Raw genomic sequence first — 25,413 nt, forward strand, 5'->3', positions numbered from 1 at the left:
CTCAGAGCGTACGGAGCAGCACCGCCGGTTGTTCCACGCAGTCCGCGACGTGGCGGAGGAACCCGCCCGCCGTACCTCCGTCGCACACCCGGTGGTCGAAGGTCAGGGACAGCTGGACGACGCTGCGCACGGCCAGTTCGCCGCCCACCGCCCACGGCCGTTCGACGATCCGGCCGACGCCGAGCATCGCCGCCTCGGGATGGTTGATGATCGGCGTGGAGCCGTCGACACCGAAGACGCCGTAGTTGTTGAGGGTGAAGGTGCCGCCGGTGATCTCGGAGGGGGAGAGCGCGCCGCCACGGACGGATTCGGTGAGCCGGGCGATCTCGGCGGAGAGCTGTTCGGCGCTGCGGGTGTGGGCATCGCGGACGACGGGGACGACGAGCCCGCGCTCCGTCTGCGCCGCGAAGCCCAGATGCACCGCGTCGAACCGCACGATTTCCCGGGCCTCGGTGTCGACGGTGGAGTTCAGGTCGGGGAAGCGCGCGAGCCCGTCCGTGCAGATCCGGGCCAGCAGCGCGAGCAGGGAGATTCTGGGCCGGTCGGCGGCACTGGCGGCGCCCGGTGGCGCGTTCATCGCGCGGCGCGCGGCCAGCAGTTCGGTGGCGTCGGCGTCGACCCAGCAGGTGGCGTCGGGGATTTCCCGGTGGCTGCGCGACAGCTTGTCGGCCACCGCACCACGCAGGCCGCGCAACGGTATGCGGGTGCCCTGGGTCTCGGAAGTGGCCGCGGCGCGGCCGGCGGTGGGTGGTGCGGGTGTCGCGGGGGCGGTGGTGGCTGCCGCGCCGGTGCGCTCGGCCCGTACCTCCCGCACCGCGCGCTCCACGTCAGCCCGCAGCACCAGGCCGTCGGGGCCGGAGCCGGAGACGGTGCTCAGGTCGATGCCGTGCTCGCGCGCCACCCGGCGCACGAGGGGCGAGATGCAGGCGACGGGCTGGTTTCCGGCGCCGTTCCGGTCCTCGTGGGGGGCGGCTCCGCCCGTGGCCTCGCCGCCGACGGCGCGCGACGGCGTACGGGCCGCCGCCGCGTCCGCCCGCGCGCCCGTGGTGGCGCCGCGCACCGGCCGTCGCCGCCGCGCCGAGGGGGCGCGGGTGCCGTAGCCGACGAGCACATTGCCGGAACCGTCGTCCCCGGACTGTTCGGGGGGCGGAGCTGAGGAGGAAGCGGGGGGCGGGGACGGGGCAGGCGCAGGGCCGGGCGCCGGCTCTGGACCAGACACGGGGGCAGACTCAGGCGCGCCCGCTCCCCCGGCCTCCGCCGGGGCGCCCACAGCCACCGCCACCAGCGCCGCGCCGACGGGGATCTCGTCGCCCTCCTCGCCGTAGCGCGCGGTGACGACACCGGCATGCGGACACGGCACATCCACCAGCGCCTTCGCCGTCTCGACCTCGACGACCGCCTGATCGACAGCGACCATGTCACCGACAGCGACCATCCACCGTACGATCGTGGCCTCTGTCAGGCCCTCCCCCAGATCGGGGAGCGTGAACTCGCGGACTTCCGCCATCAGTTACCGCCGCCTTCCGTCCCGCCGCCGTCCGCCGCCGCCGTCCAGTCGCTCTCCCACTGCAGCCGCGCCACCGCGTCCAGTACGCGTTCCACGCCTGGCAGGTGGTGCCGCTCCAGCATCGGCGGCGGGTACGGGATGTCGAATCCCGCGACGCGCAGCACAGGTGCCTCAAGGTAGTGGAAGCAGCGCTCGCTGACCCTGGCCGCGACCTCGCCGCCCGGCCCGCCGAAGCCCGGCGACTCGTGCACGATCACGGCGCGCCCTGTCCGCCGCACCGACGACACCACCGTCTCCTCGTCGAACGGCACCAGCGACCGCAGGTCGACGACCTCCAGTTCCCAGCCCTCCTCGCGGGCCGCCTCCGCCGCCGCCAGGCACACCGGCACGGACGGCCCGTAAGTGATCAGTGTCGCGGACCTGCCCGGCCGGCGCACCACCGCACGGCCGATTCCGGGCACCTGCTCCGGGGAGTCGGGCGACCAGTCGGCCTTGCCCCAGTAGAGCCGCTTGGGCTCCATGAACACCACGGGGTCGTCGGAGGCGATGGCCGCGCGCAGCAGCCCGTACGCGTCGGCGACGGTGGCGGGGGTGACGACGTGCAGGCCGGGCGTCGCCATGTAGTACGCCTCGGAGGAGTCGCTGTGGTGCTCCACGCCGCCGATGCCCCCGCCGTACGGGACCCGCACGGTGATCGGCATGGGCAGCGCGCCGTGCGTACGGTTCCGCATCCGGGAGACGTGCGAGACCAGTTGTTCGAAGGAGGGGTAGGCGAAGGCGTCGAACTGCATCTCGACGACCGGCCGCAGTCCGTACATCGCCATGCCCACGGCGGCGCCCAGGATCCCGGCCTCGGCGAGCGGGGTGTCGGTGCAGCGGTCCTCGCCGAACTCCTTGGCCAGCCCGTCCGTGACGCGGAAGACGCCGCCGAGCGTGCCGACATCCTCACCCAGCACGTGCACGGTGGGGTCGGCCGCCATCGCGTCGCGCATGGCGCGGTTCAGGGCCTGCGCCATGGTTGCGGGCTTGCGGGCGGCGGCGGGAGCGCGGGTGGCGGGGGCGCTCATCGGGTGGCCCCCTCGGCGCCGTGGGCGCCTTCCGTCCGGGCACCGTCGTGCTGATCACCGTCGTGCTGAGCACCGTCCTGCCGGGCCGCCTCGTCCGCCGCCAGTTCCTCGGCCAGCTCCTCCGCCAGCCGGGTCCGCTGCTCGGCCAGCTGCACGGTCTCCTCCGCGTACACCTGCGCGAAGAGGTCGTCCGGGCGCAGTTCCGGGTCCTGGTTCATGCGTGCACGCAGTCCGGCCGCCAGCTCCTCCGCACCCGCCGCCGCCTCCCGTACGCCCGCGTCGTCCAGCAGTCCCCGGGAGCGCAGTTCACGTTCCATCAGGGCGATCGGGTCGTGTGCCCGCCATGCCTGCACCTCGTCGTCGGTGCGGTAGCGGGTGGCGTCGTCGGCGTTGGTGTGCGCCTCGACGCGGTAGGTCACCGCCTCGACCAGCGTCGGCCCGCCGCCCCGGCGTGCGCGCCGCACCGCCTCCTGGAGCACCTGGTGCACGGCCGCCGCGTCGTTGCCGTCCACCAGGCGTCCCGGCATGCCGTAGCCGACGGCCTTGTGCGCGAGGGACGGCGCGGCGCTCTGCTTGGCGAGCGGGACGGAGATCGCGAAGCCGTTGTTCTGCACCAGGAAGACGACCGGAATCCGCCATACGGCCGCGAAGTTGAGCGCCTCGTGGAAGTCGCCCTCGCTCGTCCCGCCGTCGCCCACCAGTGCGAGCGCGACCACGTCGTCCCCCTTGAGCCGGGCGGCGTGCGCCAGGCCCACCGCGTGCGGGAGCTGGGTGGCGAGCGGGGTGCAGAGGGGGGCGACGCGGGTGGCACGCGGGTCGTAGCCGCTGTGCCAGTCGCCGCGCAGCAGCGACAGCACCTCGACCGGGTCGAGGCCGCGGGCGACGGCGGCGAGGGTGTCCCGGTAGCTGGGGAAGAGCCAGTCGCGCTCCTCCAGGACGAGTGCGGCGGCGACCTGGGCCGCCTCCTGGCCGGTGGAGGAGGGGTAGACGGCGAGTCTGCCCTGCTTGGTGAGCGCGGTTGCCTGCTCGTTGTAGCGGCGGCCGCGCACCAGCTCGCGGTAGAGCCTGGTCAGCAGCGCGGGGTCGAGCCCGGCGGCTGCGTCGGTCCCCAGCATGCGGTGGGGCTCGGCGTCCGGCAGCAGCGGGGCGGGGTCCAGCTGCGGGCGCCAGCCGGGGGGCGGGGATAGATGGTAGGCACCGGGCTGCTCAAGGACCGTCATGGTGAGCACCTCCTCCGTACGGGGTCGTCGGCACGGAGCGGACGGAGTGCGCCCCGCCCACAGGGCAGACGAAAGCGTGGCTGGCTTCCCTACCGATTGTTCGGTCGACAGCACACTTTGGCTACACGCAGGCCCACGCTGTGGACAAACTGCCCAGTACCCCGGGGATCGGGTGCAAGAAGTCCACGACGGGGCAGCCTGACCCCATGCCGGACGAACAAATGGCCAGCCCGCCCGCGGCGGGGTCCTCCCCCGACGACACCCGTCCCCCGGTCCGCCCCCTCGACTCCATCGACCGCGAGATCCTGCGCCTGCTCAGCATCGACGGCCGTGCGTCGATACGGTCCGTGGCCGAAGAGGTACACGTCTCCCGCGCCAACGCCTACGCACGGATCAACCGCATGATCGAGGACGGCGTGATCCGGGGCTTCAGCGCCCGGATCGACCAGGAGCGCGCGGGGCACGGCACCTCCGCCTACATCACCCTGAAGATCGTCCAGGACTCCTGGCGCTCGGTGCGGGAGCGGCTCCGGCAACTGCCCGGCGCCGCGCACATGGCGCTGGTGGGCGCCGACTTCGACGTCCTGCTCCTCGTACACACCGCCGACAACCGTTCGCTGCGCGATCTGGTCCTCACCCGCATCCAGGCGATCCCCGAGGTGCTGAGCACCCGCACCCTGCTGGTCTTCGAGGAGACGGACCTCGGCCCGGACGCATGAAGGCGTGCAGGGCGTGCAGGGTGCGAAAGAGGGGACGAGGTGCCCGGCGGTCTATTCGGCCGCGTGCAGGACCTCGGCCAGGGCGGTGACGGCCTCCGCCGCGTCCGGGCCCTCGGCGCGTACGACAACGCTGGTGCCCGAGGTGGCGCCCAGGCTCATCAGGCCGAGGACGCCGCGGGGGTTGACGGTGCGGTCGCCGTACACCAGCTCGAGTGTGCTGGTGAAACGCCCTGCGGCCTGGGCCAGCTGGCCCGCCGGTCGGGCGTGCAGATGGGCGGGGAGGACGACGGTGGTTTCCTCCCTGGGCCCCGGAACCTGGGCCGGGGCTGCGGCGTCAGCACCTGCTGGGATGTCAGAGCTTGGGGACATTGCGGGACTCCTTGGCGGCGTGGACGACGGTCTCCAGGTCGGCACCCGTGGCGGCGGTGACCACTGCGGCGATGGTCCCCTCCACGAAGGGCGCGTCGACGATCCGCACGTCCGGGCTGGGATGGTCTTCCAGGACCGCGCGGGTGGTGAGCACGGAGCTGCCGAGGTCCGGGAGCACCACGACCCCCGCCCCTTGGTCGGCCTGCCGGATGGCCGCGAGGACGAGGGCGTAGCTGGTGCCGATGCGCCCGTCCTCGGTACCGCCCGCGGTGGCCAGGGGGACGGTGTCCGAGCCGATCTGCTCCGCCAGGCTGCGCAGGCCGAAGGCGAGATCGGCGCTGTGGGACACGAGTACGATGCCGACTGAACTGGTCATGAACGGGGATAGTAGATTCCGGAACGCCGTTCAGCAATACCGAATACCAAATCCGGAATCCCACAGCAGATTGTGAGGGGTCTCCATGGTGCAGGCGGTGCGGCGAGCCGCGCGGATCCTCCGGGAGCTGGCGACCAGCGGGCCCCGGCTGGGCGTGACGGAGCTGGCCGACCGTATGGGCGTGGCCAAGCCGACCGCCCACGCGCTGCTGCGCACGCTGGAGGCCGAAGGTCTGGTGGTGCAGGACCGGGAGAGCAGCAAATACCAGCTCGGGCCCGACCTGGTGCAGCTGGGCAACGCCTACCTGGACACCCAGGAGCTGCGCACCCGCTCGGTGACCTGGGCGGACCTGCTCGCGACCCGGACGGGCGAAGCGGTGTGGGTGGCGGTCCTGAACGGAGAGCAGATCCTCGTCGTGCACCACGCCTTCCGCCCCGAGGGCGCGGTGCAGATCCTCGAGGTGGGGGCGAGCATCCCGTGGAGCACCTGCGCCCTGGGCAAGGCGGTCGTGGCGTTCGCCCCGGAGGAGGACCGGACGCGTCTGCTGGGCGGACAGCTCGCCGTGCTCACCGGCGCGAGCATCACCGACCCGGCGGCGCTCGCGGAGCAGTTGGAGCGGGTGGCGGGGACGGGTTACGCGGTGGAGGAGCAGGAGTCGGCGCTCGGTGACGCGGGGATCGCGGCGCCGGTCTTCGACCGCTCCGGAGCGGTGGCGGGCGCGATCGGCATCGTGGGCCCGGTGGAACGCCTGCTCGCCGCGCCGGGCACGGGTGACATCGCGGGCACGGGCAACGGCGGTGGTGCGGGCAACGGCGGTGGTGCGGTGCGGCAGGAGCTGGCGGTCGCCGTACGGGAGACCGCGCGCAGCCTCTCCCGTGACCTGGGTGCCCCGCGTGGCACACCCGTGCCCGTACGGCGCGACGGGCCCTGAGGGTCCGTCGGGCGGCCCGCCGCGACCACGGAAGCAGCGCACCTCTTGACAGTCACGAAACATCCACTTAACTTCCGAACAACGTTCATTCATGGCGAACGAATAGTTGGCTGATGTCGGGATGTTCGTTGTTCGCAGTCCGTGTTCGCAGGTCCGTCGTCTCCCAGGGAGCCGGTTCGTGAAGAAGCTCATCAACTCGCCCGAGACTCTCCTGGAGGACGCGCTCGCCGGTATGGCTGCCGCCCATCCCGGCCTGCGCGTCAACGCGGGGGCGCGGGTGATCACCCGTAGCAGCGGCAAGTCCCCCGGCAAGGTCGCCGTGATCTCCGGCGGGGGATCGGGGCACGAGCCGCTGCACGGCGGCTTCGTCGGGCTCGGCATGCTGGACGCCGCCTGTCCCGGCGAGGTGTTCACCTCACCGGTGCCGGATCAGGTGCTTGCCGCCGCCCGCGCCGCCGACACCGGCGCCGGCGTGCTGCTGGTGGTGAAGAACTACACCGGTGACGTCCTCAACTTCCAGGTGGCCGCCGAGCTGGCCGAGGACGAGGGCATCACCGTGGAGACCGTCCTCGTCAACGACGACGTCGCCGTCGAGGACTCCACCCACACGGCGGGCCGGCGGGGCACCGGCGCCACCCTCTTCGTCGAGAAGATCGCGGGAGCGCTGGCCGAGCAGGGCGCGGACCTCGCCACGGTCGCGAAGACCGCCCGTGAGGTGAACTCCGCCTCGCGCTCCTTCGCCGTCGCGCTGACCTCCTGCACCACCCCGGCGGCCGGACGGCCCGGCTTCGAGCTGCCCGAGGACGAGATCGAGGTCGGCGTCGGCATCCACGGCGAGCCGGGGCGCCGCCGCGAGCGCATCCGTCCTGCCAAGGAGATCGTCGCGGACGCGCTGGACGCGATCCTCACCGACCAGCCGCTCTCCGCCGACGACGAGACGATCGTGCTCGTCAACGGTCTGGGCGGCACCCCGCTGCTGGAGCTGTACGTCGTCTACAACGAGGTGGCCACCGCGCTGGCGGACCGCGGCATCCGGATCGCCCGGCGTCTTGTCGGCAACTACGTCACCAGCCTCGACATGGCCGGGGTTTCGCTCACCCTTTGCAGGGCCGATGCGGCCATGCTGGCCTTGTGGGACGCCCCCGTGGACACGCCCGCCCTGCACTGGGGCGGCTGACCCCCGTACGCAACCCGTCCCGCACCCCCGCAAGACACCCCGCCACATGAAGGAGATCCGGTGGACATCGCCCTCGCCCGCACCTGGGTGCAGGCCATCGCCGCGGCCGTCGACGCCCAGAAGGACCAGCTCACCCAGCTCGATTCCGCCATCGGCGACGCCGATCACGGAGCGAACATGCAGCGCGGCTTCGTCGCCGCCACGGCAGCGCTCGCCGAGCAGGAGCCGGCCGGACCGGGCGACGTACTGGTCAAGACGGGCAGCACGCTGATCTCCAGCGTCGGCGGCGCCTCCGGCCCGCTCTACGGCAGTGTCTTCCGCGCCATCGGCAAGACCCTGGCCGGAGCCGGAGCCGGTAGCGAGCCCGCGGCCGACGCCCGGCGGTTCGCCGACGCGCTCTCCGCCGGGCTGGAGAGCCTCCAGCGGCTGGGGGCGGCGGCGGTCGGCGACAAGACGATGGTCGACGCGTACGTTCCCGCGCTGGAGGCGTTCCAGCAGGCCGCCGAGGGTGCGGGGGACGGCGGGAAGGCCGGCGACTTCGCCGCGGCCGCCCGCGCCGCCGCCGAGGCGGCGGAGGAGGGTATGCGGGCCACCACCCCGCTCCAGGCCCGCAAGGGCCGCGCCTCCTACCTGGGCACACGCAGCGTCGGCCACCAGGACCCCGGCGCCACCTCCACGGCCCTGATCTTCCGCGCCCTCGCGGACGTCACAGCAGCCGTCCGGTAACCACCGGGCCACCGGGGGGTGGTCCGGTGGCCCCACTCGGGCCTGCGGCGAAGCGCTAGCCTGCACCGATGACGCGCACGAACGAATCTCCGATGAACCGGGTCACCGTCGCCTACTCCGACGTACTGGCCGAAGTGTTCGACCGGCAGCGCTTAGCGCTCGCGCTGCACCCCGCCCTCGCGACCGTCAAGAGGGTGCGGGCGGAGGAGACCGTCACCCGCTTCCAGCGGATCGACGAACCGGTGGTGGTCGGGGACCGCACGGACTGCGCGGTCGTCCAGGTGGAGATCGCCACGGGCGTCGTGGTCTCGGAACCGCAGCGCAACCGGCTGGCTCAGACCGTGGTCGAGCAGGTCATGGCGCATCTCGGCGCGACGGACGCCCCGGTGCACATCGCGGTCGAGGTCGTGGCCCACAACCACTGGGGCAGGGCGGAGAGCTGGCGGCCGTGACCCAAGGCGGCGCGCCCCGGAGCGTATGTCAGGCGTCCGGGTCGGCGACCGGCATCTCGATGATCGAGAGCGGCCCCGCCGGATGTACGGCGGCCACCCGGAGCCCGGCCTGCGCGGCGAGCGCGGTGAGCGCGGAGACGCCCCGTTCCCGGCCGCCGAAGTAGGCGAGCATCCGCAGATCCATCGCCGTGCTGGGGGATTCGCCGCCCGCGCCCGTCTTCTCGATGACGAACACCGAGCCGCCGCCCGTACGCGCCGCTTCCGCGCAGCGGCGCAGGATGGTGACCGCCGCACGGTCATCCCAGTCGTGCAGGATCGCCGACAGGAGATAGCCGCCGGAGCCCGTAGTCGTCAGCGGGTCGAAGAAGCTGCCCGCCACCGCGTCGCCCCGGTCCGCCAGCCCGGCGGCCCGCAGGGTCTCGCGTGCTGCGGCGGCCGTGGCGGGCTGCTCAAGGACGGTGCCGTGCAGCGTCGGGCAGGCGGTGAGCAGCGCCGCGAGCAGCGTGCCGTTTCCGCCGCCGACGTCCGTCACATGGCCCAGTGACCCCCAGTCGTAGGCCGGGACGACGGTAAGCGCCCACTCGGCGGCGTCGAGGCCCATCTGCGCGTCGTAGGAGGCGGTACGGTCCGGGTCGGCCCGCAGGTCGTCCCAGAAGGGGAGGCCGAACTGCACCGCGTACGCGCCCTCGCCCGTCCGTACGCTGTGCAGCAGCTGGACGAAGCAGAGTTCGGCGTGGCCGATGGCCGTCTCCAGGTCCAACTGTGCCCGGAGTGCGGACGGGTGGTCGTCGCACAGCGCCTCGCCGCGCGGCGTCAGCTCGTACGCCACGACACGCTCGGCGTCCTCGCAGCCCCCCTCATCCTCTTCGCCCTCACGGGTGAGCACCCCGGCGGTGACCAGGTGCTCCATGAGCCGGGCCAGCGCGCTCGGGTCGGCGCCCACCTCTTCGGCAAGTGCGGGCGCGGTGGTCAGCCCCTGCTCGATATGGTCGGCGAGATGCAGCGTGGCCGCGACCCGCAGCGCCATCGGCGTCACCAGATCGGACATCGCGGCCACTTCGGTAGCCCGTACGTTCCCGCCGTCCACGACACGACCCTTCGCTGATTCAACGGTTCTGCCCTCGGATGCGACAGCCTGTCGCTCCCCGGCCCCACCGGCAACCCGGCCCGCTCGTGGCGTGCGGGGGCTTTCCCCACCGTGGAGCCGGTGGCCTGCCGGATTCCGGGGACGCCGCCCGCTTCCTAGGTTGAGGGCATGAAGAAGACGACAGCCGCGGGAGCGCTGGCCCTGGGCCTGACCATGATCACCGGCGCCGCCCTGTCGGGGTGCTCGACCGAGGAGGTCAGCGACGGGAAGGCGGAGCACCGCAGCTTCGCGTTCACCGGCAAGCGGCTGACGGTGGACTCGGGCGACAGCAAGGTGGAGGTCGTCCCCGTCCGCACCGGCGGGAAGGGCGGGAAGGCCGGGAGCGAGCGGAAGGCCGAGGTCACCCGCTGGTTCAAGGCGTCCAAGGTGAAGGGGACGGCGAAGGTCAGCTGGACGATGGAGGGGAACACCCTCCGGCTGAAGACCACCTGCTCCGGCATCATCGTGGACTGCGAAACCCGCCACCGGATCGAGGTGCCCGACGACACGGCCGTGACGGTGCGTTCCCGGGACGGAAACGTCGTCGCGAACGGCTTCCGCGCCGAGCTGTCGATCCGTACGACCGACGGGAACGTCAATGTCAGCGACGCGCGCGCCCCGCTCACCATCCGGACCACCGACGGGAACGTACGGGCCGAGCGCCTGCGCTCGCCGTCCGTCTCGGCCGACACCCGGGACGGCTATCTCATCCTGGGCTTCAGCCGTCCGCCCTCGTCCGTCCGCACCGGGAGCCACGACGGCAGTACGACCGTGACCGCGCCGCGCACCCCGTACGACATCAGCACGAACGCCAAGGACGGCTCGGTGAAGGTGTCGCTGCCCCGGGACAAGGCAAGTGACCGGGCCATCGACGCGAGCTCCCACGACGGGGACATCACCCTGCGGGCCTCCGAAGCCTCGTGACGCTCGGCCATCCAGGGGGTTCAGGGGATCTCAGGGAGCCGGGCGGTCCCTTTCGAGGGAGGCATCGGTGATGCGCCGCATGTTCGCCTCGCCCCACTCGCCGAGCGGGACGAGCGAGGCCATCAGCGAGCGCCCGAAGTCCGTCAGGGAGTACTCCACCTTGGGCGGGACTTCGTGGTAGCTCTCGCGGTGCACCAGACCGGACGCCTGCAACTCGCGGAGCTGGAGTATCAGTACCCGCTCGCTGATCCCCTGCACCGACCGCCGCAGCTCGCCGAAGCGGCACGGCCCGTCCTGGAGATCCCAGAGGATCAGCGCCTTCCACTTGCCGCCCATGACATCGAGGGCGGCGTCCAGCCCGCAGGTGTACGGCCGCTTCTTCACCGGGGCTCCTTGGTCGGCGGCAGACTCACGAACAAAAATGTCAGTACCCGATAAAATTGTAGGTACTTGAGCAAAGGTCTGTGAAGGACACAGCATGGTCGGGGCCGGTGCTCTTCTGCGCCGCCGCCCGGCAACCCCTGTGGACTGGAGCAGAAGATGGCCGAAGAAATCCCCGACCGCACACCGGTGACCCTGATCGGACTGGGCAGCATGGGCTCGGCCCTGGCCGAGGCGTTCACCGAAGCCGGTCACCCGACGACCGTGTGGAACCGCACCGCAGAAAAAGCCGCGCCGCTCGTCGCCGGCGGTGCCGTCCACGCGGAGGCGGTCGAGGACGCGATCGCCGCGAGCCCGCTGATCATCGCCTGCCTGTCGACGTACGAGGCAACGCGCGAGGCCCTGGCACCCGGCGCGGCCGGGCTGGCGGGGCGGTCGCTGATCACCGTGAACAGCGGAACCCCGTCCGGTGCGCGCGAGATGGCCGCCTGGGCCGACGGGCACGGCGCCCGCTTCCTGGACGGAGCGGTGAAGAACGTCCCGCAGGCGGTCGGGAAGCCGGACACGCTGCTCTACTACAGCGGCGACAAGGCGGTGTTCGACGAGCACGAGACGACGCTGCGGGTGCTGGGCGGCGACACCGTCCATCTCGGGGAAGACGCCGACCTGGCGGCGCTCTACGAGTCGGCCGTGGGCGGCACGCTGCTGCCCGCCCTCCTCGGCTTCTTCCAGGGCAGCGCCCTGGTCACCTCGCGGGGGCTGCCCGCGAGCAGCCTGGTGCGGTACAGCGTCAAGTGGCTGGAGATGATCGCCTCCATCCTTCCGCACCTGGCGGAGGAGATCGACAGCGGCGACTACACCCGAGGGGCCTCCTCCGTCGGCCTCTTCCACGACGCCATCCCCTACGAGGCGGAACTCGCCGAGGAGGCGGACATCGACATCGCCTGGCACCAGCCCCAGCACGAACTGCTGCGGCGCGCCGTCGCCGAAGGGCACCGGGAGCACAGCATCTCGGCGCTGGTGGAGGTGCTGTGGAAGCCGCAGCCGCTCGGTCAGGGGTCCTCCGGGGCGGCATAGCAGCGCACGGTGACCGTCTGGGCGGGCCCCCACTCCTGCTCGACGGTGGCCAGCAGGGCCCAGCCCAGGTGCTCGTACAGGGCGGCGGCCGAGGTGTCGGAGGCCACCACGTCCAGCACCGGATGCAGGCCCAGCGCCCGCGCCTCCCGTACGGCACGCGCCATCAGCAGCGCGCCGATGCCGTGCCCCCGTGCGGCGGGGGCGACGAACAGGCGGCTGACCACGGCCGTGCCCTCCACGGCGACGCCCTCGCGCTTGCTCCACAGGGCCGCCGCCACATCGCCCTCCTCGCTGCGGGCCAGCCCGACATGGCCGACCACCCGCCCGTCCAGCTCCGCCACCCAGGCGGCCAGCAGGGCGGACTGGTCGAGCCAGCCGGCGGGCTCCTCCGGCCAGTTGACCGGATAGCCGTCCCGCTCATGTATCCCGGCGAGCACCTGGACGCAGACGTCCAGGTCAGGCGGCACGCGCCGCCGTACGCGGCACTGGGGCAGCCCCTTAAGCACTCGGGCCCTCCGTCGTCTCACCGGAGCGCGACCAGCCGCGTGCCTCTCCCTCGTCGATGAGCTGCCGCCCCGCCCGCCACAGCGGCGTGGAGGCGTCCCCGATCACCGCCTTGCGGGCGCGTACGTCCTCGGCGGTGACCCCTGGCGTGCGCCAGGTGCCGCCGCGCGCCATCCAGTTGAGCAGCAGCGGCTGGAGCCGGTCCATCGCCTTGGCGAAGCGGGCCTCGGGTGTGCGGCGCGCCTCGAACTCGTCCCACAGCGCCCTCACCCACCGGGCCTGGTCCTCGGGCAGCAGGGCGAACAGCCGCTCGGCGGCAGCCACTTCACGCTCCTCCTGGTCCGCCCCCGCGTCACTGTCGTAGAGCGGGGTGTCACCCGCGTAGATCTCCACCAGATCGTGGACGAGGACGAGTTGGACGGTGTGCCCGGTGTCGATGGGCTCATCGGAGTACTCCGCGAGGATCAGCACCATCATGGCGAGATGCCACGAATGCTCCGCGTCGTTCTCGCGCCGCTCGACGGCGACCAGCGGAGAACGGCGCAGGACCGCCTTCAAGGCGTCCACCTCCACCAGGAAGGTGAACTGTTCGCGCAGCCTTGCGTCCAGGGTGTCCGGGAACGGGGTCACGTCCGCCAGCGGTCCGGTTTGATCGTCAGCCATGGCGACATCGTGGCATGCGCGGGTACCCGACGCGCCGGGGTTTTCTGCCGACCGCTGGAGGCTGCGGGCCCCCTGGTGACACCTGGTAGTAACTGGAAGAGTACGTACAGTGCGTTCGTGCGTTGACCAGCCGTTCGAGCGTGCCGACTACTGTGTGACCGGCACCGCCGACCGACGAGGGGGACCTATGTCCGCACCGCCGCCGCCGAGTTCCGGCGGATACGGGCCTCCTCACCCGGAGCCGCCGCCCGGGGCTCCCGCCGTGCCGCCGCCGGGCTCGTACGCCCAGAGCCCGTACGCCCAGGACCCGTACCCGGCGGGCCGGGCCGGGCGGGCGCCTGCGGGCGGCTCCGGCCGGGTCGCGGCGCTCGCCGTCTCGGTCGGGGTGCTGGCGCTGACCATGGTGGCCTGGATCGTCTGGCAGGCGTACGACGGCGATCCCGGCCGTGACCAGACGGGAAGCGCGGCGGCGCCGGAGACGGTGTACGTCCTCACGCTGCCCGAGACGTTACTGGACCAGGAGTACTCCCTCGCCCGGGACTTGTCCGAGAGCGTGGCGCAGTCCATCCCGCAGGACACCGAGTTCGGCCGGCAGCTGGAGTCCACGGCAGGGGTCTACGCGGCGTCGTCCGGTGCCGACGAGTTCGTCTACCAGGGGCTCACCTCGAGACTGACCGACCCCGCCTACCCCCGCTACGGGATTCTGGACAACATGGGGGACGACCCCGGCATCGAGATAGCCGTCCCCCGGCAGACGTTCACGAGCGGCGACCGGGGGGACATCGTGTGCGAGGTGCAGGTCAAAATCTCGCGGGGCAAGACGGAGACCCTCCCCAGCTGTTCCTGGACGGACCGCCACACGCAGGGCATCGTGATGGACAGCAGCCCGGCCACCACCACAGCGGACCCGGCGGCCGTCGACCTCGCCGCGCTCGCCGTGAAGGTGGCCCTGATCCGGGACGAGGTGCGGGTGCCCGCCGCCTGAGAAGCTGCTGTCCTGCCCCGGTCGGGGGGCCGTGCCCGGCCGGGCGGACCGCGACGGGCGCGACACACGGCCGTTTCCTTCAAGACCGCGCCGCCTCCCCGCTCGCACACTGGGCACATGAACGATGCCGTGCGGGAAGCCGCCTCCGCCTTCATGACCACCCACGCCCGACTCCTGGACCGTCGCCGCTTCGAACTGCTGTGGGGACGCGTCGAGCCCGCCTCCGTCATCGCGGCCCTGGACGCCTACCGCAACCCCGACGGCGGCTACGGCTGGGCACTGGAGCCGGACCTGCGGGCTCGCGGCAGCCAGCCGGTCGCCGCGCTGCACGCCTTCGAGCCGCTGGAGGAGTGCGGCCCGACGGCCTTCCCGCAGGCGGCCGAGCTGTGCGACTGGCTGGAAACCGTCACTCGTCAGGACGGCGGCGTGCCGTTCGCGCTGCCGGTGGAGGGCTCCGACGCGGCGGGAACGGCGCCGTTCTGGGCGGCGGCCGATCCCGGTACCGCCTCGCTCCAGATGACCTCCCAACTGGCCGCCATCGCCCACCGCGTAGCCGGTCACGACCCGGCCGTACGGGAGCACCCGTGGCTGGCGAGGTCCAGCGGCTACTGCCGCCGGGAGATCGCCGCGCTGACCGCACCGCCGCACGCCATCGCGTTCCGCTTCATCCTGGACTTCCTGGACACCGTCCACGACGTCTACGCCTGGGCACCGGGCGAACTGGCCCGGCTCGCCGCGTTCCTGCCGGCGGACGGCACGATGCCCGTCGAAGGCGGCGCGGAGGGCGAGGCGATGCGCTTGCTGGACTTCTCCCCGCGCCCCGGCCGCCCGCTGCGGAGGCTGCTGTCCGCCGACGCGGTGGAAGCCGAGCTGGACCAGCTGGCGGCCGGTCAAGGGGACGACGGGGGCTGGACCATCGACTTCCTCGCCCGCTCCCCCGCCGCCGCGCTGGAGTGGCGCGGCTACACCACCGTCCACGCGCTGGCGGTCCTGCGCGCCCACGGGCGCGTGTAGGGCGGCCTCTTCCTCGGCCACCGGCGAGGGGGCAGACGTATGGCCAGGAGCGTGGTTCCCGGAGCAGGCGGACGGGGCGGACGCCGGGCGGTGACGGAAGCGCGCGGGCGCGGGCATGAAGTCACCGCCGTGGTGCGCGATCCCGCCCGGCCCCCCGATCTCGCGGACGGCGGGGGAGGGGGAGCGGGCGCGTCCTGGCGGGCGACGTCACCTGATCGTCGTGGGTCCCGCGCTACCGGACGCCCAGCAGCCGCAGGAGCGCGGTCGTCGCGGCGGCTGCCAGGACGACGACGATGAACGGCAGCCGCCGCCAGGCCAGTACCCCGCCCACGGCCACCCCGGCCGGGCGGGCGTACCCGGCGAGCTCGTGCCCCTCGTACAGCGCGGTGGTGGCAATGACGGCGGCGAGGAGTACGAGGGCGGACATCGTCATCAGCTGCTCCGTGCGTTCCGGGACGCTGACCCGGTCCCGCAGCAGCGGACCGGCGAACCGGAACGCGAACGTCCCCGCTGCCAGGACCAGCACGGCGATGACCAGTACGACAGTGCTCCCGTTCATCGGGCCTCCTCCTTGGGCTCTTCCCGCTCTTCCCGCTCTTCCCGCTCCTCCCGCTCCTCCCGTTCCTCTGGCTCCTCCCGCACGCCCGCCTTCCGCACGCCCGCGCCGGGCCGCCGTACGAGTCCGATCAGTGCGAGGAGCGCCAGCAGTACGGGCAGCCCGGCGGGCAGGAAGGGTGTGGCCACGAGCGCGATCGCGGCCCCGGCAAGCGCCGTGCCCCCGCTCCGCGCGTCCCGCAGCTGGGGGAGCACCAGGGCCAGCAGCACCGCCGGGAACATCGCGTCCAGGCCGAAGGAGTCGGTGTCTCCGATCACCGTGCCGAGCAGCGCGCCCGCGAGGGCACCCAGCGGCCAGCAGATCAGGATGCCCAGGCCGCACGCCCAGAACGCCGCCCGGCTGCGCTCCGCGTCCCGCTGGCCGAGCGCGAAGACGAGCGACTCGTCGTTGAGCACATGGCTGCCGAGAACCCGCCGCCAACCGCGCCCGACCACTTCGCTGACCGCCAGTCCGAACGGCAGGTGCCGCGCGTTGACCAGCAGCCCCGCCACGGTGGCCGCGACCGGGCTGCCGCCCGCCGCCACGATCCCGATGAAGAGGATCTCGGAGGCTCCGGCCAGCACGAGCACGGCCAGCAGCACGGGCAGCCAGACGCCGAACCCCATCCCGACGCTGATCGCGCCGTACGACATGGCGACGACACCGTCGGCCAGGCATACGAGCGTGATGTTCCTTCGCAGAGCGGGATCCAGAGCGCGAAGGGTTCGCCATATCGAACGCATGCCTTCTAGACTGAACGAAAGAAGCGCGTTCGACAAGACGAACGCACCGACTGATATGACGAACGGAGGGTGCCCATGGCCCCGGAGACCGGTGAAGAACCCGCCCGCCGCAACGGTGCCCCGCTCGCCGCCATCGCCGCGTCCCTCCAGCTGGAGCGCCGTCGCGCCGGACTGTCACTCGCCGAGGTGGCGCGGCGCGCGGGCATCGCGAAGTCGACCCTCTCCCAGCTGGAATCCGGCTCCGGCAACCCGAGCGTCGAGACGCTGTGGGCGCTCAGCGTGACGCTCAGCGTGCCCTTCGCGCGGCTGGTCGAGCCGCCGCGCCCGGCGGTGCAGGTGATCCGCGCAGGGGAGGGCCCAGCCTTAGCCTCCGAGCGCTCCGACTACCTGGCCACCGTGCTCTCCACCGCACCGCCGAACACCCGCCGGGACCTCTACCGCGTCGTCGCCGAGCCCGGCACCCCACGCGAGTCCGAACCGCACATGCCCGGCGTCGTCGAACACGTCGTCCTCAGCACCGGCCGCGCCCTCGTCGGGCTCATCACCGACCCCGTCGAACTCCACCCGGGCGACTACACCTCCTACCCCGGCGACCTCCCGCACCTCTTCAAGGCGCTGGAGCCCCACACGGTCGCGATCCTCGTCTCCGAGCACGTCTGAGCGGGTTGGGTTCTGCCGCCCGGAAGCGCCGTGGCATCCCCGACCGCCACGGCGCTCCCGCCCCCGTTCCCCCTGCGCCCGCGCTACGGCGCGGTCACCAGCCTCCGTATGGTCATCGGTTCGGCGAGCGTGCGGTCCAGCACCGCCCGTACATGCTGGAAATGCGGCGTCGTGAAGTGTTCGGCGAGTGCTTCCGGACCGGTCCACTCCTCGATGACCGCCATGCGGGCCGGGTGGTTGGGATCGGCGTAGGGCCGGTACGAGAGGCAGCCGGGCTCCTCCAGCGACGGTTCGATCATCGCCTCCAGGGCGGTGCGGATGCGATCCTCCTGGCCCGGTGCGGCCAGGCAGTGGGCGATCACGGTAAGAGTCATGCGGGCGGCGCTCCTCGTCTGCGGCAGGTGGCACCGCCTACCCTGTCCACCCGGCGGCCCACGGCCCAGAGCCCGCCGACGCCTGGGCTGCCGCTGCCTGGGCATGGCCTGACCAGGCTGAGGCCCCCACGGCTCGCCCGTGCGGTGGATACTCCTCCTATGGCACTGGACCGGCGCACCGAACTGGGTGAGTTCCTCAGATCACGGCGGGCCCGGCTGCGGCCCGAGGAACTGGGGCTTCCGCACTACGGCGGCCGCCGCCGCGTCCCCGGCCTGCGCCGGGAGGAACTGGCGCAGCTGGCGGGAGTGAGCGTGGACCACTACGTGCGGCTGGAGCAGGGCCGCACCCTGCACTTCTCCGAAGCCGTACTGGACGCGGTTTCCCGCGCGCTGCGCCTGGACGCGGTCGAACGGGACCACCTCTACCGGCTCGCCCGCCCCTGGCCCGCGCCCGAGACCACCGCACCCTCCGCCACGCCACCACCGCCCGCACCACAGCAGGCCCCGCCGCAGCAAACACCGGCCCGGCAGACGCAACCCCAGCAGGTGCGGCCGGGACTGCGGCGGCTGCTGGACTCCGCAGCCGACGTACCGGCGTACATCGTCGGCCGGAACACCGACGTCCTCGCCTGGAACCGCCTGGCGGCCGCCCTGATCACGGACTTCGGCGCGCTGCCGCCGGAGGGACGCAACCTCGCCCGCCTGGTCTTCCTGGACGAGGGCATGCGCAGCCTGTACGCCGACTGGCGCGGCAAGGCGAGCGACGTCGCCGCCTACCTGCGCCTGGACGCGACCCGTCACCCCGACGACCCGCACACCACCGGCCTGCTGGACGAACTGAGCACGCACAGCCCTGAGTTCCGCGAGGCCTGGGCGCAGCACCGGCTCAAGGACAAGACCCACGGGCGGTACGTCTACCGGCATCCGGTCGTCGGCGAACTGGACCTCGGCTTCGAGACCCTGCGCCTCCCGGACGACCCGGACCAGGCCCTGATCGCCCACACGGTCGAGGAGAACTCCCCGTCCGAGACGGCCCTGCGCGTCCTGTCGGCCTGGGCCCAGGAATCGCTGCCGGTCACCGCGAACAGTGCAGCCTCAGCCCTCCCAGCCTCAGCCCTCCCAACCTCGGCCGCCCTCCCGTAGGGCCCGGCCCCACACCCGGCGGAACTCCCCGCACGCGATCACATCCGCCGTGAACTCCTCCTGCGCCCTGACCTCCTCGATGGACCCGACGGGTATCTCACCGAGCCCGGCCCCGCCGTACGCCCCGTACTGATCGGCCCAGGCGAGGCGCCCGTCCCGGAACTCCTCGACCTTGCGGGCCTCGTAGCCGTCCGGACCGATCTCGCTGTAGAGGACCGTGGGCTCGTCCTCGAAGTCGTGATGCCACCGGACCTTCCAGCACTCCATGATCAACTCATGTGAGGCCGCCGCCGGATCGGCGAGCGTCGCCAGCAGGTGGTCCAGATACCGGCGGGACCGCCGCGACCAGTCGTCGCACGGAGTCTTCGCGAGCAGCCGTACGGGCCACAGCAACTCCGGGTCCGGGCAGCTCGTCTCCACCAGCGCGACCAGCGCGGTCAGTTGGCCCTCCCGGCACTCCGCGTCCTTCTCGTCCAGGACGGCGAGGGCCGCGTTCATGGCGAGCAGCTGAGCGTCCCGCGCGGAGAACGACGCGGCGGCGTCCCTCACCTCGTCACAGGCGGCCACCCGCTCCTGCGGGTCGGGTGACACCAGCCTCCCGACACGCCTCAACACCTCCATGCGACCCCGGTACGCATCCTCCGTGACGCTCTCCGTGACGCCGTCCGTCATCCCGTCCGCCATCCCGTCCCCCACCGGCTCCACCACCCCGTCCGCGCCTCACCGTGCCTGCCTGTACCTGACCGTGGCTGCCTGTGCCCGACCGCGAACGGACCGTACCGCCGTGGGCGCCACCTGCGCCACGGAAAAGGGACGGGCACGCCCCACTCATCGCCTGACACGATGGCGCGGGGGAGGCGCCCCCACGCCACACCGCCCCGAAAGGCCGATCCCGATGCTGCCCGTCGAAACCTTCATCCAGCTGGGCGACCGCCGCTTCGCCTACCGCGACTTCGGCGGCCCCGGCCCGCCCGTACTCGCCCTGCACGGCCACTTCGGCCGGAGCCGGATCTTCGCACCGCTGGCCACCGCGCTGGACGGGCACTACCGCGTCGTCGCGCTCGACCTGCGGGGCCACGGACTCTCCGACCACGGCGGCGACTTCACCCCCGAGGCGTACGTCCGCGACGCCGCCGAGCTGCTGCGCACGCTCGACCTGGCACCAGCCGCCGTCCTCGGGCACTCCATGGGCGGCGCGATCGCCTACCTGCTCGCCGCACACCACCCCGAGCTGGTCTCCGCCCTCCTCGTGGCCGACATGACCGTCCTCAACGTCGAACCCGAGACGTATCCCGTGCTCGACGTCTCCCGCTGGCCCCGCCGTACGGCCACCCGCGAGGAACTGGCCGCCGCCATCGAGGCGCACGGCATCCCGGACGCGGGCTACTTCATGGAGAGCGCCGCCGAGTTCGCCGACGGCTGGGGTCTCCTCTTCGACACCGACGAGATGATGGCCTCGCAACGGGCCCTGACCGGCGACTTCTCCGCCGCCTGGGCCGCCTCCTCACAGCCCGCGCTGCTGCTGCGCGGCGCCGACAGCTTCCTCCTCACCCCCGGCACGGCCCGCCGCATGGCGGACGACCGCGCGCACACCGAGCTCGTCGAAATCCCCCGTTCCGGCCACTGGCTCTACGCGGACGCCCCCACCGCCTTCGCCCAAGCCGTCCGCACCTTCCTCGATCGCACCCACGGCTCCTAAGGCCTGTCGTGTGGATGCTTGACGCCGCCACACGGACCTCACACCGCGTCGCGCCCCTCCATCAGGTCGGCCTCGACGTTGGCCGCCATCACCGAGAGCACGCGGACGGTCTCGCCGTACTGCTCGGCGCTCAACCCGGCGGTCACGGCGGCACGCATCCGCCCGATCCGTACCTCGGCCTCCGCATGGGCGGCACGTCCGCTGCCGGTCAGGGTGAGCGCCTCCCCCGCGCCACCGTCGAAGTCCACCCAACCCCGCGCCCGCAGCCCTTCGTCCCCCTCCAGCACCTCTTCGAGGTCCACCTCGCCCTCCGCCCAGAAAGGCGCGAGCGCCTGCCGGAGGTCATCGCGGGTACGCGGGCCGCCGTCGAGGCTGTGCAGCACCTGCCAGTCGCGGCGGCCCAGCCCGAGGTCCGCGAGGGTGACGTCGAACTGCTTCTCCAGCAGGCCGTGAAGATGCTTGAGCCAGTACCCGATCGGCTTGGACATGTCCGTCCCTCCCACTCCCATTCCCACTTACGCTTCCACTCCCACTTACGCTTCCACTCCCACTCCCACTTACGCTTCCACTCCCGCGCCCCTCACGGAACACGCGGCGCCGCACCGATCATGTGCTCCCGCCCCCGCTCACCGGGCGGAGCCGCTCGCTGACCGGACCGGTCGACGGAAAGAACGGTTCCACCGCCGTTCCACGTCCAAAGCGTCGACCGATGAAGATCACCATCACCCCGCTACCGCGCCCGGTCCAGCTGCGCCTGGAGCCCGTCGAGCAGGTAGTCCAGGCCGGTGGCGAAGCTGCCGTCCCAGTCGTCGTCGTAGAGGTAGCCCCGGGCGGCCAGGGTCGGGTAACGGTCGCGGTTGCCCTGCAACTGTTCCTGGCCCAACCGGCGTTCCTCCGGGGTGATGTGCAGGGCCGTCTCGGACGCCGCCGAACCCATCACGTGGTTGTAGAGCGCCCAGGTCGCCGCGGAGAGGCCCTTGCCGGTGAATCCGGCGCGCACCAGCGTGGCCTGCAGGGCCTCCATCCCGGCCAGGAAGTGGGGGCCGATCGTCGGCCGCCGCCGTGCCGGGACGGCGGCGGCCCAGGGGTGCCGCAGCAGCGCGGCCCGCCAGACGGAGAGCACCGCGCAGGCGTCTTCGCGCCAGTGGGACGGCTCTCCCGCCACCGGGGGCACCTCACCGAAGATCGCGTCGACGGCGAGATCGATCACGTCGTCCTTCGTTTCGACGTGCCAGTAGAGCGACGGGGCGACGATGGCGAGCCGCTCGGCGAGCCGCCGCATGGTGAGCCGCTCGATCCCCTCCTCGTCGAGGAGTGCCACGGCCGCCTCGACGATGCGCTCACGCGTCAGCGGTGGCTCGCCACTCCGCGAGGTCCGGCGCGACCGCAGCCAGACGCTCCGTACACCGCCGGCACTCGCTCTGCCCTCGCTGCCCATCACACCCCATCCGAACTGCTGACCGTCCTGCCCGGTCGGGCCAGTGTAGTACGTTGTTCGGCGTCCCTAACGTCGTTAGGGACGCCCATACGTCGTTAGCCAACGCCGTCGGGCAGAGACACGCAGGCGTCAGACAGGTGGCGGATCGATGGAGAACAACGCGCAGGGAGCCGTCTTCGGACGGCGGTTGTGGACGCTGCTGGCGGTGAGCGCGGCCCAGCTCCTCGTCGTACTGGACGGGACGATCGTGAACATCGCGCTGCCCTCCGCGCAGAGCGCGCTCGGCATGTCCGACGCGAGCAGGCAGTGGGCGATCACCGCGTACGCGCTGGCCTTCGGCGGACTGCTGCTGATCGGCGGCCGGGTCAGCAGCGCGCTCGGGCACCGGCGCACCTTCCTCATCGGGCTGGTCGGCTTCGCCGCCTCGTCCGCGCTGGGCGGCGCCGCCGTGAACCCGGAAATGCTCTTCGGGGCCCGGGCACTTCAGGGCGTGTTCGCCGCCGCGCTCGCGCCCGCCGGACTGTCGTTGCTGACCACCACGTTCACCGAAACGCGCGAACGCGGCCGCGCCTTCGGCGTGTTCGCCGCCGTCGGTGCGGCGGGGTCAGCACTCGGCCTGGTCGCGGGCGGCCTGCTGACCGAATACGCGAGCTGGCGCTGGTGCCTGTACATCAACGTCCCCGTCGCGCTGCTCGCCGTACTCGGCACCACGTTCGTGCCCCGCGACCAGCCGGTACGGGACGCCGGCCGGCTCGACGTGCCGGGCGCGCTGCTCAGCGCATCGGGCTTCGCGGCGGTGGTCTACGGCATCAACGAGGCCGAACCGCTGGGGTGGAGCTCGGCGAAGGTGCTGGCCCTGCTGGGCGGCGGGGTCCTGCTGCTGGCCGCGTTCGCCGCCGTCGAGGTACGGGCGCCCCGCCCGCTGCTGCCGATGCGCGTGCTCCTGCACCGTGCCCGCGCGGGGGCGTTCGTCTCGATCACGCTGATGTTCGTGGCGATGTTCGGCTTCTACCTGTTCATGAGCTACTACACGCAGACGATCCTCGGCTATTCGCCCGTCCAGGCCGGCCTGACGCTGATCATCAACGCCCTGGCCGCGCTGCTCGGCTCCACCCTCATCGCCGGGAAGCTGCACGGTCGCGTCCCGCCCGTCGCACTGATCGTGCCGGGCCTGCTCGCCGCGGCGGCCGGGATGCTCATCCTCACCCGCCTGACGCCGGACAGCTCGCACGTCCTGCCGCTCTACCTGGTGCCCGCGCTGGTACTCACCGGGCTCGGCCTCGGCTGCGTCATGCCTCCGACCGCCATCCTGGCCACCGCGGACATGCGCGGGCACGACATCGGAGCCGCTTCGGCCGCCTACAACGCCTCCCAGCAACTGGGCGCCGCCCTCGGCACCGCACTGCTCAACACCCTCGCCGCCAGCGCCACCGCGTCCTATCTGGCCACGCACCGGCAGGCCACGCCGGACGCGGCCTCCGTACACGGCTACACGACCGCACTCACGGTCGCCTTCGCCATCCTCCTCGCCGCGGCCTGCCTCACGGCGGCGCTGACGATGACCCGCGGGCGACGGGCCCGGACACCGGCGGCCCAGGCACCTCACTCCGACCAGGCGGAGGCGGAAGCGGAAGCGGCGGCGGAGGCGGAGGACGGCAAGCGCCCCGCACCCCGCCCGTAACCGCAGGACGTCATGGATTCGGACTTCGTGGCGGATTACGGCCACTGAGTGGCCGTAATCCGCCACGAAACCGGACCAGCACCCGCCCCACCCCCGCCCGACGCGGAGATCCCCCAGAGCACCCGGCCCGCACCCGTACCCGTGCTGAGCTCGCACCAGGTGTACTTGCCGCGCGCCCCGCTGAGCCCGTCGCCGAGGGGGAACCACCCCCACTTGTCGGCGTACACCGTGACCAGCAGCAGCCCCCGGCCGCCCTCCCGCTCATTGTCGGGAGCGGCTGCCCGGGGCGGTTGCGGGTCGGTGTCCCACACCCCGAGCCGCAGCGTGCCCCCCGTACGGCGCAGACGCAGCGACGCCGGCCCCGCCGAGTACAGATACGCGTTGGTCAGCAGCTCGGACGCCAGCAGCACGGCCGTGTCCAGGAGTTGGGGCAGGTCGTTGCGTACGAGGACGGCGTGCAGAGTCGAGCGCGCGATGCCGATCGCGCGGGCGTCGTGGGGTACGTACAGCGTGTAGGCCCAGCGTTCGGTGGAAGCGTCGGCGTCCATGGGGATCTCCGGAGTCGCAGCGATGGGATTCGGCCGACGCGACTACGGCGCCTCGCGGTGGCGACACCGCGCCTGACCGGCCGGAGGAACGGCAGGACGGCAGGATGCGCTTCCGGCTTACGGGCACTCACACGGTGAGCGGCACATCACAGACGGTAGGGCACTATGATGCGACGGCGCAAGATAGCGCCGCAGGGTTCACGCCTGCCTCATCTGGACCCGCGCCGCTGTGCACGCGAGACTTTCCACACCGCGGAAGAGGGGACACATGCCGCCCAGAGCCCAACCCACCGCTCGACAGGAACGGCTGGGCACCGAGCTGCGCAAACTACGGGAAGCGGCAGGCATGACCGCCAGGGAGGCCGCAACGCTCCTGGGCACCAGCCCGATGCAGATGAGCCACATGGAGACGGGCCGCGCGGGCATCAGCGAACCGCGGCTGCGCAGTCTGGCCGCGCACTACGCCTGCCCGGACAGCGCCTTCGTGGACGCCCTCGCCTCCATGGCAACCGACCGCACCCGCGGCTGGTGGGAGGAGTACCGGGGCATCCTGCCGCCCAGCTTCCTGGACCTGGCCGAACTGGAGCACCACGCGGCCTACCTGCGCAGCGTGGACATCGCGCACATCCCCGGGCTGTTCCAGACAGAGGCCTACGCCGCTGCCGTGTTCTCCTACACCGTCCCGGAACTGCCGCCGGACGACCTTGCCGCGTGGGTCTCGCACCGGATGCGCAGACGCAGTGTGCTCGCACAGCGCGCCGCCGTCACTCATGACGCTCTGATCCACGAAGCGGCACTGCGCATCAAGGTGAGTGACAGGAAAGTCGCGCAGCAGCAACTGCGCCAGCTCCTCACCCTGTCGGAATCCGACCATGTCACCGTCCGCGTCATCCCGTTCGCCGCTGACGGCTTCGCCGGAGCCGGCTGCACGATGCTCCATGCGGGCGGGGTCATGCCCAGGCTCGACACCGTGCAGCGCGACACCCCCCATGGGAGCGGATTCGTCGACGCCGAACCGCAGCTCGCCCGCTGTCGAGCGCTCTATCTCCGGGTGCGGGACGCCTCGCTCGGACCAGTCCGGTCACAGGATTTCATCCACCGCATCGCGCAAGAACTCTGAGGGGCTCCCATGCAGACCACTTGGCAGAAGTCGACCTACTCCGGCGGCGCCGAAGGCAACTCCTGTCTGGAGCTGGCGCTTTCCGGCGAGGGCATGGCCATAGCCCTCCGGGAGAGCGACGCACCGGACGAAATCCTCGTCACCACTCCCGCCACGCTCGCCCGGCTCATACGGCAGCTGAAGGCGAACTGACG

31 protein-coding genes are annotated in these 25,413 nt (G+C 72.2%); 15 read left to right on the plus strand and 16 right to left on the minus strand.

What is annotated here, in order from left to right; genetic code table 11:
- Position 1: 1 nt before the first annotated feature.
- The 3 genes from LHJ74_RS03820 to pdhA are packed head-to-tail and all read right to left on the minus strand — an operon-like array spanning position 2 to position 3,794.
- Positions 2 to 1,507 carry a dihydrolipoamide acetyltransferase family protein gene (locus LHJ74_RS03820; RefSeq protein ID WP_260216056.1) on the minus strand — a complete coding sequence of 502 codons (1,506 nt, stop codon included), beginning with the start codon at positions 1,505 to 1,507 and terminating at the stop codon, positions 2 to 4.
- On the minus strand, positions 1,507 to 2,574 hold the full coding sequence (locus tag LHJ74_RS03825; protein ID WP_260216057.1) for an alpha-ketoacid dehydrogenase subunit beta: 1,068 nt from the start codon (positions 2,572 to 2,574) through the stop codon (positions 1,507 to 1,509). The genes LHJ74_RS03820 and LHJ74_RS03825 overlap by 1 nt, the downstream gene beginning before the upstream one ends.
- Complete coding sequence (gene pdhA / locus LHJ74_RS03830) at positions 2,571 to 3,794, minus strand: pyruvate dehydrogenase (acetyl-transferring) E1 component subunit alpha (protein ID WP_260216059.1); 1,224 nt, start codon at positions 3,792 to 3,794, stop codon at positions 2,571 to 2,573. Before pdhA ends, LHJ74_RS03825 begins: the two co-directional genes overlap by 4 nt.
- 206 nt (positions 3,795 to 4,000) lie before the next feature.
- Here pdhA and LHJ74_RS03835 point away from each other — a divergent pair, with 206 nt between their 5' ends.
- On the plus strand, positions 4,001 to 4,513 hold the full coding sequence (locus tag LHJ74_RS03835; RefSeq protein ID WP_260216060.1) for an Lrp/AsnC family transcriptional regulator: 513 nt from the start codon (positions 4,001 to 4,003) through the stop codon (positions 4,511 to 4,513).
- A gap of 51 nt (positions 4,514 to 4,564) precedes the next feature.
- Here LHJ74_RS03835 and LHJ74_RS03840 read toward each other — a convergent pair whose 3' ends face one another.
- Both LHJ74_RS03840 and dhaM read right to left on the minus strand, forming a co-directional pair.
- Entirely contained in the window at positions 4,565 to 4,882 is a 318-nt protein-coding gene (locus LHJ74_RS03840) for an HPr family phosphocarrier protein (RefSeq protein ID WP_260216061.1), read from the minus strand.
- Positions 4,866 to 5,258, minus strand: a complete 393-nt coding sequence (gene dhaM, locus LHJ74_RS03845) for a dihydroxyacetone kinase phosphoryl donor subunit DhaM (RefSeq protein WP_260216062.1) — start codon at positions 5,256 to 5,258, stop codon at positions 4,866 to 4,868. The genes LHJ74_RS03840 and dhaM overlap by 17 nt, the downstream gene beginning before the upstream one ends.
- Positions 5,259 to 5,343: 85 nt before the next feature.
- Here dhaM and LHJ74_RS03850 point away from each other — a divergent pair, with 85 nt between their 5' ends.
- From LHJ74_RS03850 to LHJ74_RS03865, 4 genes are all read left to right on the plus strand, one after another.
- Positions 5,344 to 6,189: an IclR family transcriptional regulator gene (locus LHJ74_RS03850; protein ID WP_260216063.1), complete on the plus strand. Its 846-nt coding sequence runs from the start codon at positions 5,344 to 5,346 to the stop codon at positions 6,187 to 6,189.
- A 178-nt stretch (positions 6,190 to 6,367) separates the two neighbouring features.
- Complete coding sequence (gene dhaK, locus LHJ74_RS03855) at positions 6,368 to 7,366, plus strand: dihydroxyacetone kinase subunit DhaK (protein ID WP_260216064.1); 999 nt, start codon at positions 6,368 to 6,370, stop codon at positions 7,364 to 7,366.
- A 60-nt stretch (positions 7,367 to 7,426) separates the two neighbouring features.
- Complete coding sequence (dhaL, locus tag LHJ74_RS03860; protein WP_260216065.1) at positions 7,427 to 8,092, plus strand: dihydroxyacetone kinase subunit DhaL; 666 nt, start codon at positions 7,427 to 7,429, stop codon at positions 8,090 to 8,092.
- Positions 8,093 to 8,160: 68 nt separating this feature from the next.
- Positions 8,161 to 8,544 carry a tautomerase family protein gene (locus tag LHJ74_RS03865; protein WP_260216066.1) on the plus strand — a complete coding sequence of 128 codons (384 nt, stop codon included), beginning with the start codon at positions 8,161 to 8,163 and terminating at the stop codon, positions 8,542 to 8,544.
- A 28-nt stretch (positions 8,545 to 8,572) separates the two neighbouring features.
- On the opposite strand, the gene LHJ74_RS03870 is transcribed toward LHJ74_RS03865, so the two are convergent.
- Entirely contained in the window at positions 8,573 to 9,631 is a 1,059-nt protein-coding gene (locus LHJ74_RS03870) for a methyltransferase (protein WP_311203246.1), read from the minus strand.
- 168 nt (positions 9,632 to 9,799) lie between these two features.
- Between LHJ74_RS03870 and LHJ74_RS03875 the strand changes: the two genes are divergently transcribed.
- Positions 9,800 to 10,594, plus strand: coding sequence for a DUF4097 family beta strand repeat-containing protein (locus LHJ74_RS03875; protein WP_260216067.1), 795 nt, complete (start codon positions 9,800 to 9,802; stop codon positions 10,592 to 10,594).
- 30 nt (positions 10,595 to 10,624) lie between these two features.
- Here the strand turns inward: LHJ74_RS03875 and LHJ74_RS03880 are convergent, their stop codons facing one another.
- Entirely contained in the window at positions 10,625 to 10,978 is a 354-nt protein-coding gene (locus LHJ74_RS03880) for a winged helix-turn-helix transcriptional regulator (protein ID WP_311203247.1), read from the minus strand.
- A 156-nt stretch (positions 10,979 to 11,134) separates the two neighbouring features.
- Between LHJ74_RS03880 and LHJ74_RS03885 the strand changes: the two genes are divergently transcribed.
- Positions 11,135 to 12,052, plus strand: coding sequence for an NAD(P)-dependent oxidoreductase (locus tag LHJ74_RS03885; protein ID WP_260216068.1), 918 nt, complete (start codon positions 11,135 to 11,137; stop codon positions 12,050 to 12,052).
- On the opposite strand, the gene LHJ74_RS03890 is transcribed toward LHJ74_RS03885, so the two are convergent.
- The gene (locus tag LHJ74_RS03890; protein WP_260216069.1) at positions 12,028 to 12,519 is read right to left on the minus strand and encodes a GNAT family N-acetyltransferase; all 492 of its coding nucleotides are present in this window, start codon (positions 12,517 to 12,519) and stop codon (positions 12,028 to 12,030) included. The genes LHJ74_RS03885 and LHJ74_RS03890 overlap by 25 nt on opposite strands.
- A gap of 31 nt (positions 12,520 to 12,550) precedes the next feature.
- A complete protein-coding gene (locus LHJ74_RS03895; RefSeq protein ID WP_260216070.1) occupies positions 12,551 to 13,219 on the minus strand; it encodes an HD domain-containing protein in 669 nt (222 codons plus the stop codon).
- Between the two features lie 187 nt (positions 13,220 to 13,406).
- Between LHJ74_RS03895 and LHJ74_RS03900 the strand changes: the two genes are divergently transcribed.
- Complete coding sequence (locus LHJ74_RS03900) at positions 13,407 to 14,204, plus strand: hypothetical protein (RefSeq protein WP_260216071.1); 798 nt, start codon at positions 13,407 to 13,409, stop codon at positions 14,202 to 14,204.
- 117 nt (positions 14,205 to 14,321) lie between these two features.
- A complete protein-coding gene (locus LHJ74_RS03905; protein WP_260216072.1) occupies positions 14,322 to 15,218 on the plus strand; it encodes a hypothetical protein in 897 nt (298 codons plus the stop codon).
- Positions 15,219 to 15,450: 232 nt separating this feature from the next.
- Here the strand turns inward: LHJ74_RS03905 and LHJ74_RS03915 are convergent, their stop codons facing one another.
- A complete protein-coding gene (locus LHJ74_RS03915; protein ID WP_260216073.1) occupies positions 15,451 to 15,777 on the minus strand; it encodes a branched-chain amino acid transport AzlD family protein in 327 nt (108 codons plus the stop codon).
- Complete coding sequence (locus LHJ74_RS03920) at positions 15,774 to 16,556, minus strand: AzlC family ABC transporter permease (RefSeq protein ID WP_260216074.1); 783 nt, start codon at positions 16,554 to 16,556, stop codon at positions 15,774 to 15,776. Before LHJ74_RS03920 ends, LHJ74_RS03915 begins: the two co-directional genes overlap by 4 nt.
- A 75-nt stretch (positions 16,557 to 16,631) precedes the next feature.
- Between LHJ74_RS03920 and LHJ74_RS03925 the strand changes: the two genes are divergently transcribed.
- Complete coding sequence (locus LHJ74_RS03925; protein ID WP_260216075.1) at positions 16,632 to 17,216, plus strand: helix-turn-helix domain-containing protein; 585 nt, start codon at positions 16,632 to 16,634, stop codon at positions 17,214 to 17,216.
- A gap of 83 nt (positions 17,217 to 17,299) precedes the next feature.
- On the opposite strand, the gene LHJ74_RS03930 is transcribed toward LHJ74_RS03925, so the two are convergent.
- Entirely contained in the window at positions 17,300 to 17,590 is a 291-nt protein-coding gene (locus tag LHJ74_RS03930) for a putative quinol monooxygenase (RefSeq protein WP_260216076.1), read from the minus strand.
- A 159-nt stretch (positions 17,591 to 17,749) separates the two neighbouring features.
- On the opposite strand from LHJ74_RS03930, the gene LHJ74_RS03935 reads away from it, so the two are divergent.
- The gene (locus LHJ74_RS03935; protein ID WP_260216077.1) at positions 17,750 to 18,733 is read left to right on the plus strand and encodes a helix-turn-helix transcriptional regulator; all 984 of its coding nucleotides are present in this window, start codon (positions 17,750 to 17,752) and stop codon (positions 18,731 to 18,733) included.
- Here the strand turns inward: LHJ74_RS03935 and LHJ74_RS03940 are convergent.
- Positions 18,701 to 19,441: a DUF6881 domain-containing protein gene (locus tag LHJ74_RS03940; protein WP_260216078.1), complete on the minus strand. Its 741-nt coding sequence runs from the start codon at positions 19,439 to 19,441 to the stop codon at positions 18,701 to 18,703. The two genes, LHJ74_RS03935 and LHJ74_RS03940, sit on opposite strands and share 33 nt — an antisense overlap.
- Positions 19,442 to 19,628: 187 nt before the next feature.
- Between LHJ74_RS03940 and LHJ74_RS03945 the strand changes: the two genes are divergently transcribed.
- Positions 19,629 to 20,432: an alpha/beta fold hydrolase gene (locus tag LHJ74_RS03945; protein ID WP_260216079.1), complete on the plus strand. Its 804-nt coding sequence runs from the start codon at positions 19,629 to 19,631 to the stop codon at positions 20,430 to 20,432.
- A gap of 38 nt (positions 20,433 to 20,470) precedes the next feature.
- Here the strand turns inward: LHJ74_RS03945 and LHJ74_RS03950 are convergent, their stop codons facing one another.
- Positions 20,471 to 20,920 (minus strand): winged helix DNA-binding protein, encoded by a 450-nt coding sequence (locus tag LHJ74_RS03950; protein ID WP_260216080.1) that lies wholly within the window; start codon positions 20,918 to 20,920, stop codon positions 20,471 to 20,473.
- 242 nt (positions 20,921 to 21,162) lie between these two features.
- Positions 21,163 to 21,870, minus strand: coding sequence for a TetR/AcrR family transcriptional regulator C-terminal domain-containing protein (locus LHJ74_RS03955; RefSeq protein ID WP_260216081.1), 708 nt, complete (start codon positions 21,868 to 21,870; stop codon positions 21,163 to 21,165).
- A 148-nt stretch (positions 21,871 to 22,018) separates the two neighbouring features.
- Here LHJ74_RS03955 and LHJ74_RS03960 point away from each other — a divergent pair, with 148 nt between their 5' ends.
- Positions 22,019 to 23,551 (plus strand): MFS transporter, encoded by a 1,533-nt coding sequence (locus LHJ74_RS03960; RefSeq protein ID WP_260216082.1) that lies wholly within the window; start codon positions 22,019 to 22,021, stop codon positions 23,549 to 23,551.
- 35 nt (positions 23,552 to 23,586) lie between these two features.
- On the opposite strand, the gene LHJ74_RS03965 is transcribed toward LHJ74_RS03960, so the two are convergent.
- Entirely contained in the window at positions 23,587 to 24,099 is a 513-nt protein-coding gene (locus tag LHJ74_RS03965) for an ATP-binding protein (protein ID WP_311203248.1), read from the minus strand.
- Between the two features lie 268 nt (positions 24,100 to 24,367).
- Here LHJ74_RS03965 and LHJ74_RS03970 point away from each other — a divergent pair, with 268 nt between their 5' ends.
- Complete coding sequence (locus LHJ74_RS03970) at positions 24,368 to 25,219, plus strand: helix-turn-helix domain-containing protein (protein WP_260216083.1); 852 nt, start codon at positions 24,368 to 24,370, stop codon at positions 25,217 to 25,219.
- Positions 25,220 to 25,228: 9 nt separating this feature from the next.
- Positions 25,229 to 25,411 (plus strand): DUF397 domain-containing protein, encoded by a 183-nt coding sequence (locus LHJ74_RS03975; protein ID WP_260216084.1) that lies wholly within the window; start codon positions 25,229 to 25,231, stop codon positions 25,409 to 25,411.
- The last annotated feature ends 2 nt before the right edge of the window (positions 25,412 to 25,413 follow it).

This window comes from Streptomyces gossypii, from assembly GCF_025165795.1.
GTDB classification, from domain to species: Bacteria; Actinomycetota; Actinomycetes; order Streptomycetales; family Streptomycetaceae; genus Streptomyces; species Streptomyces gossypii.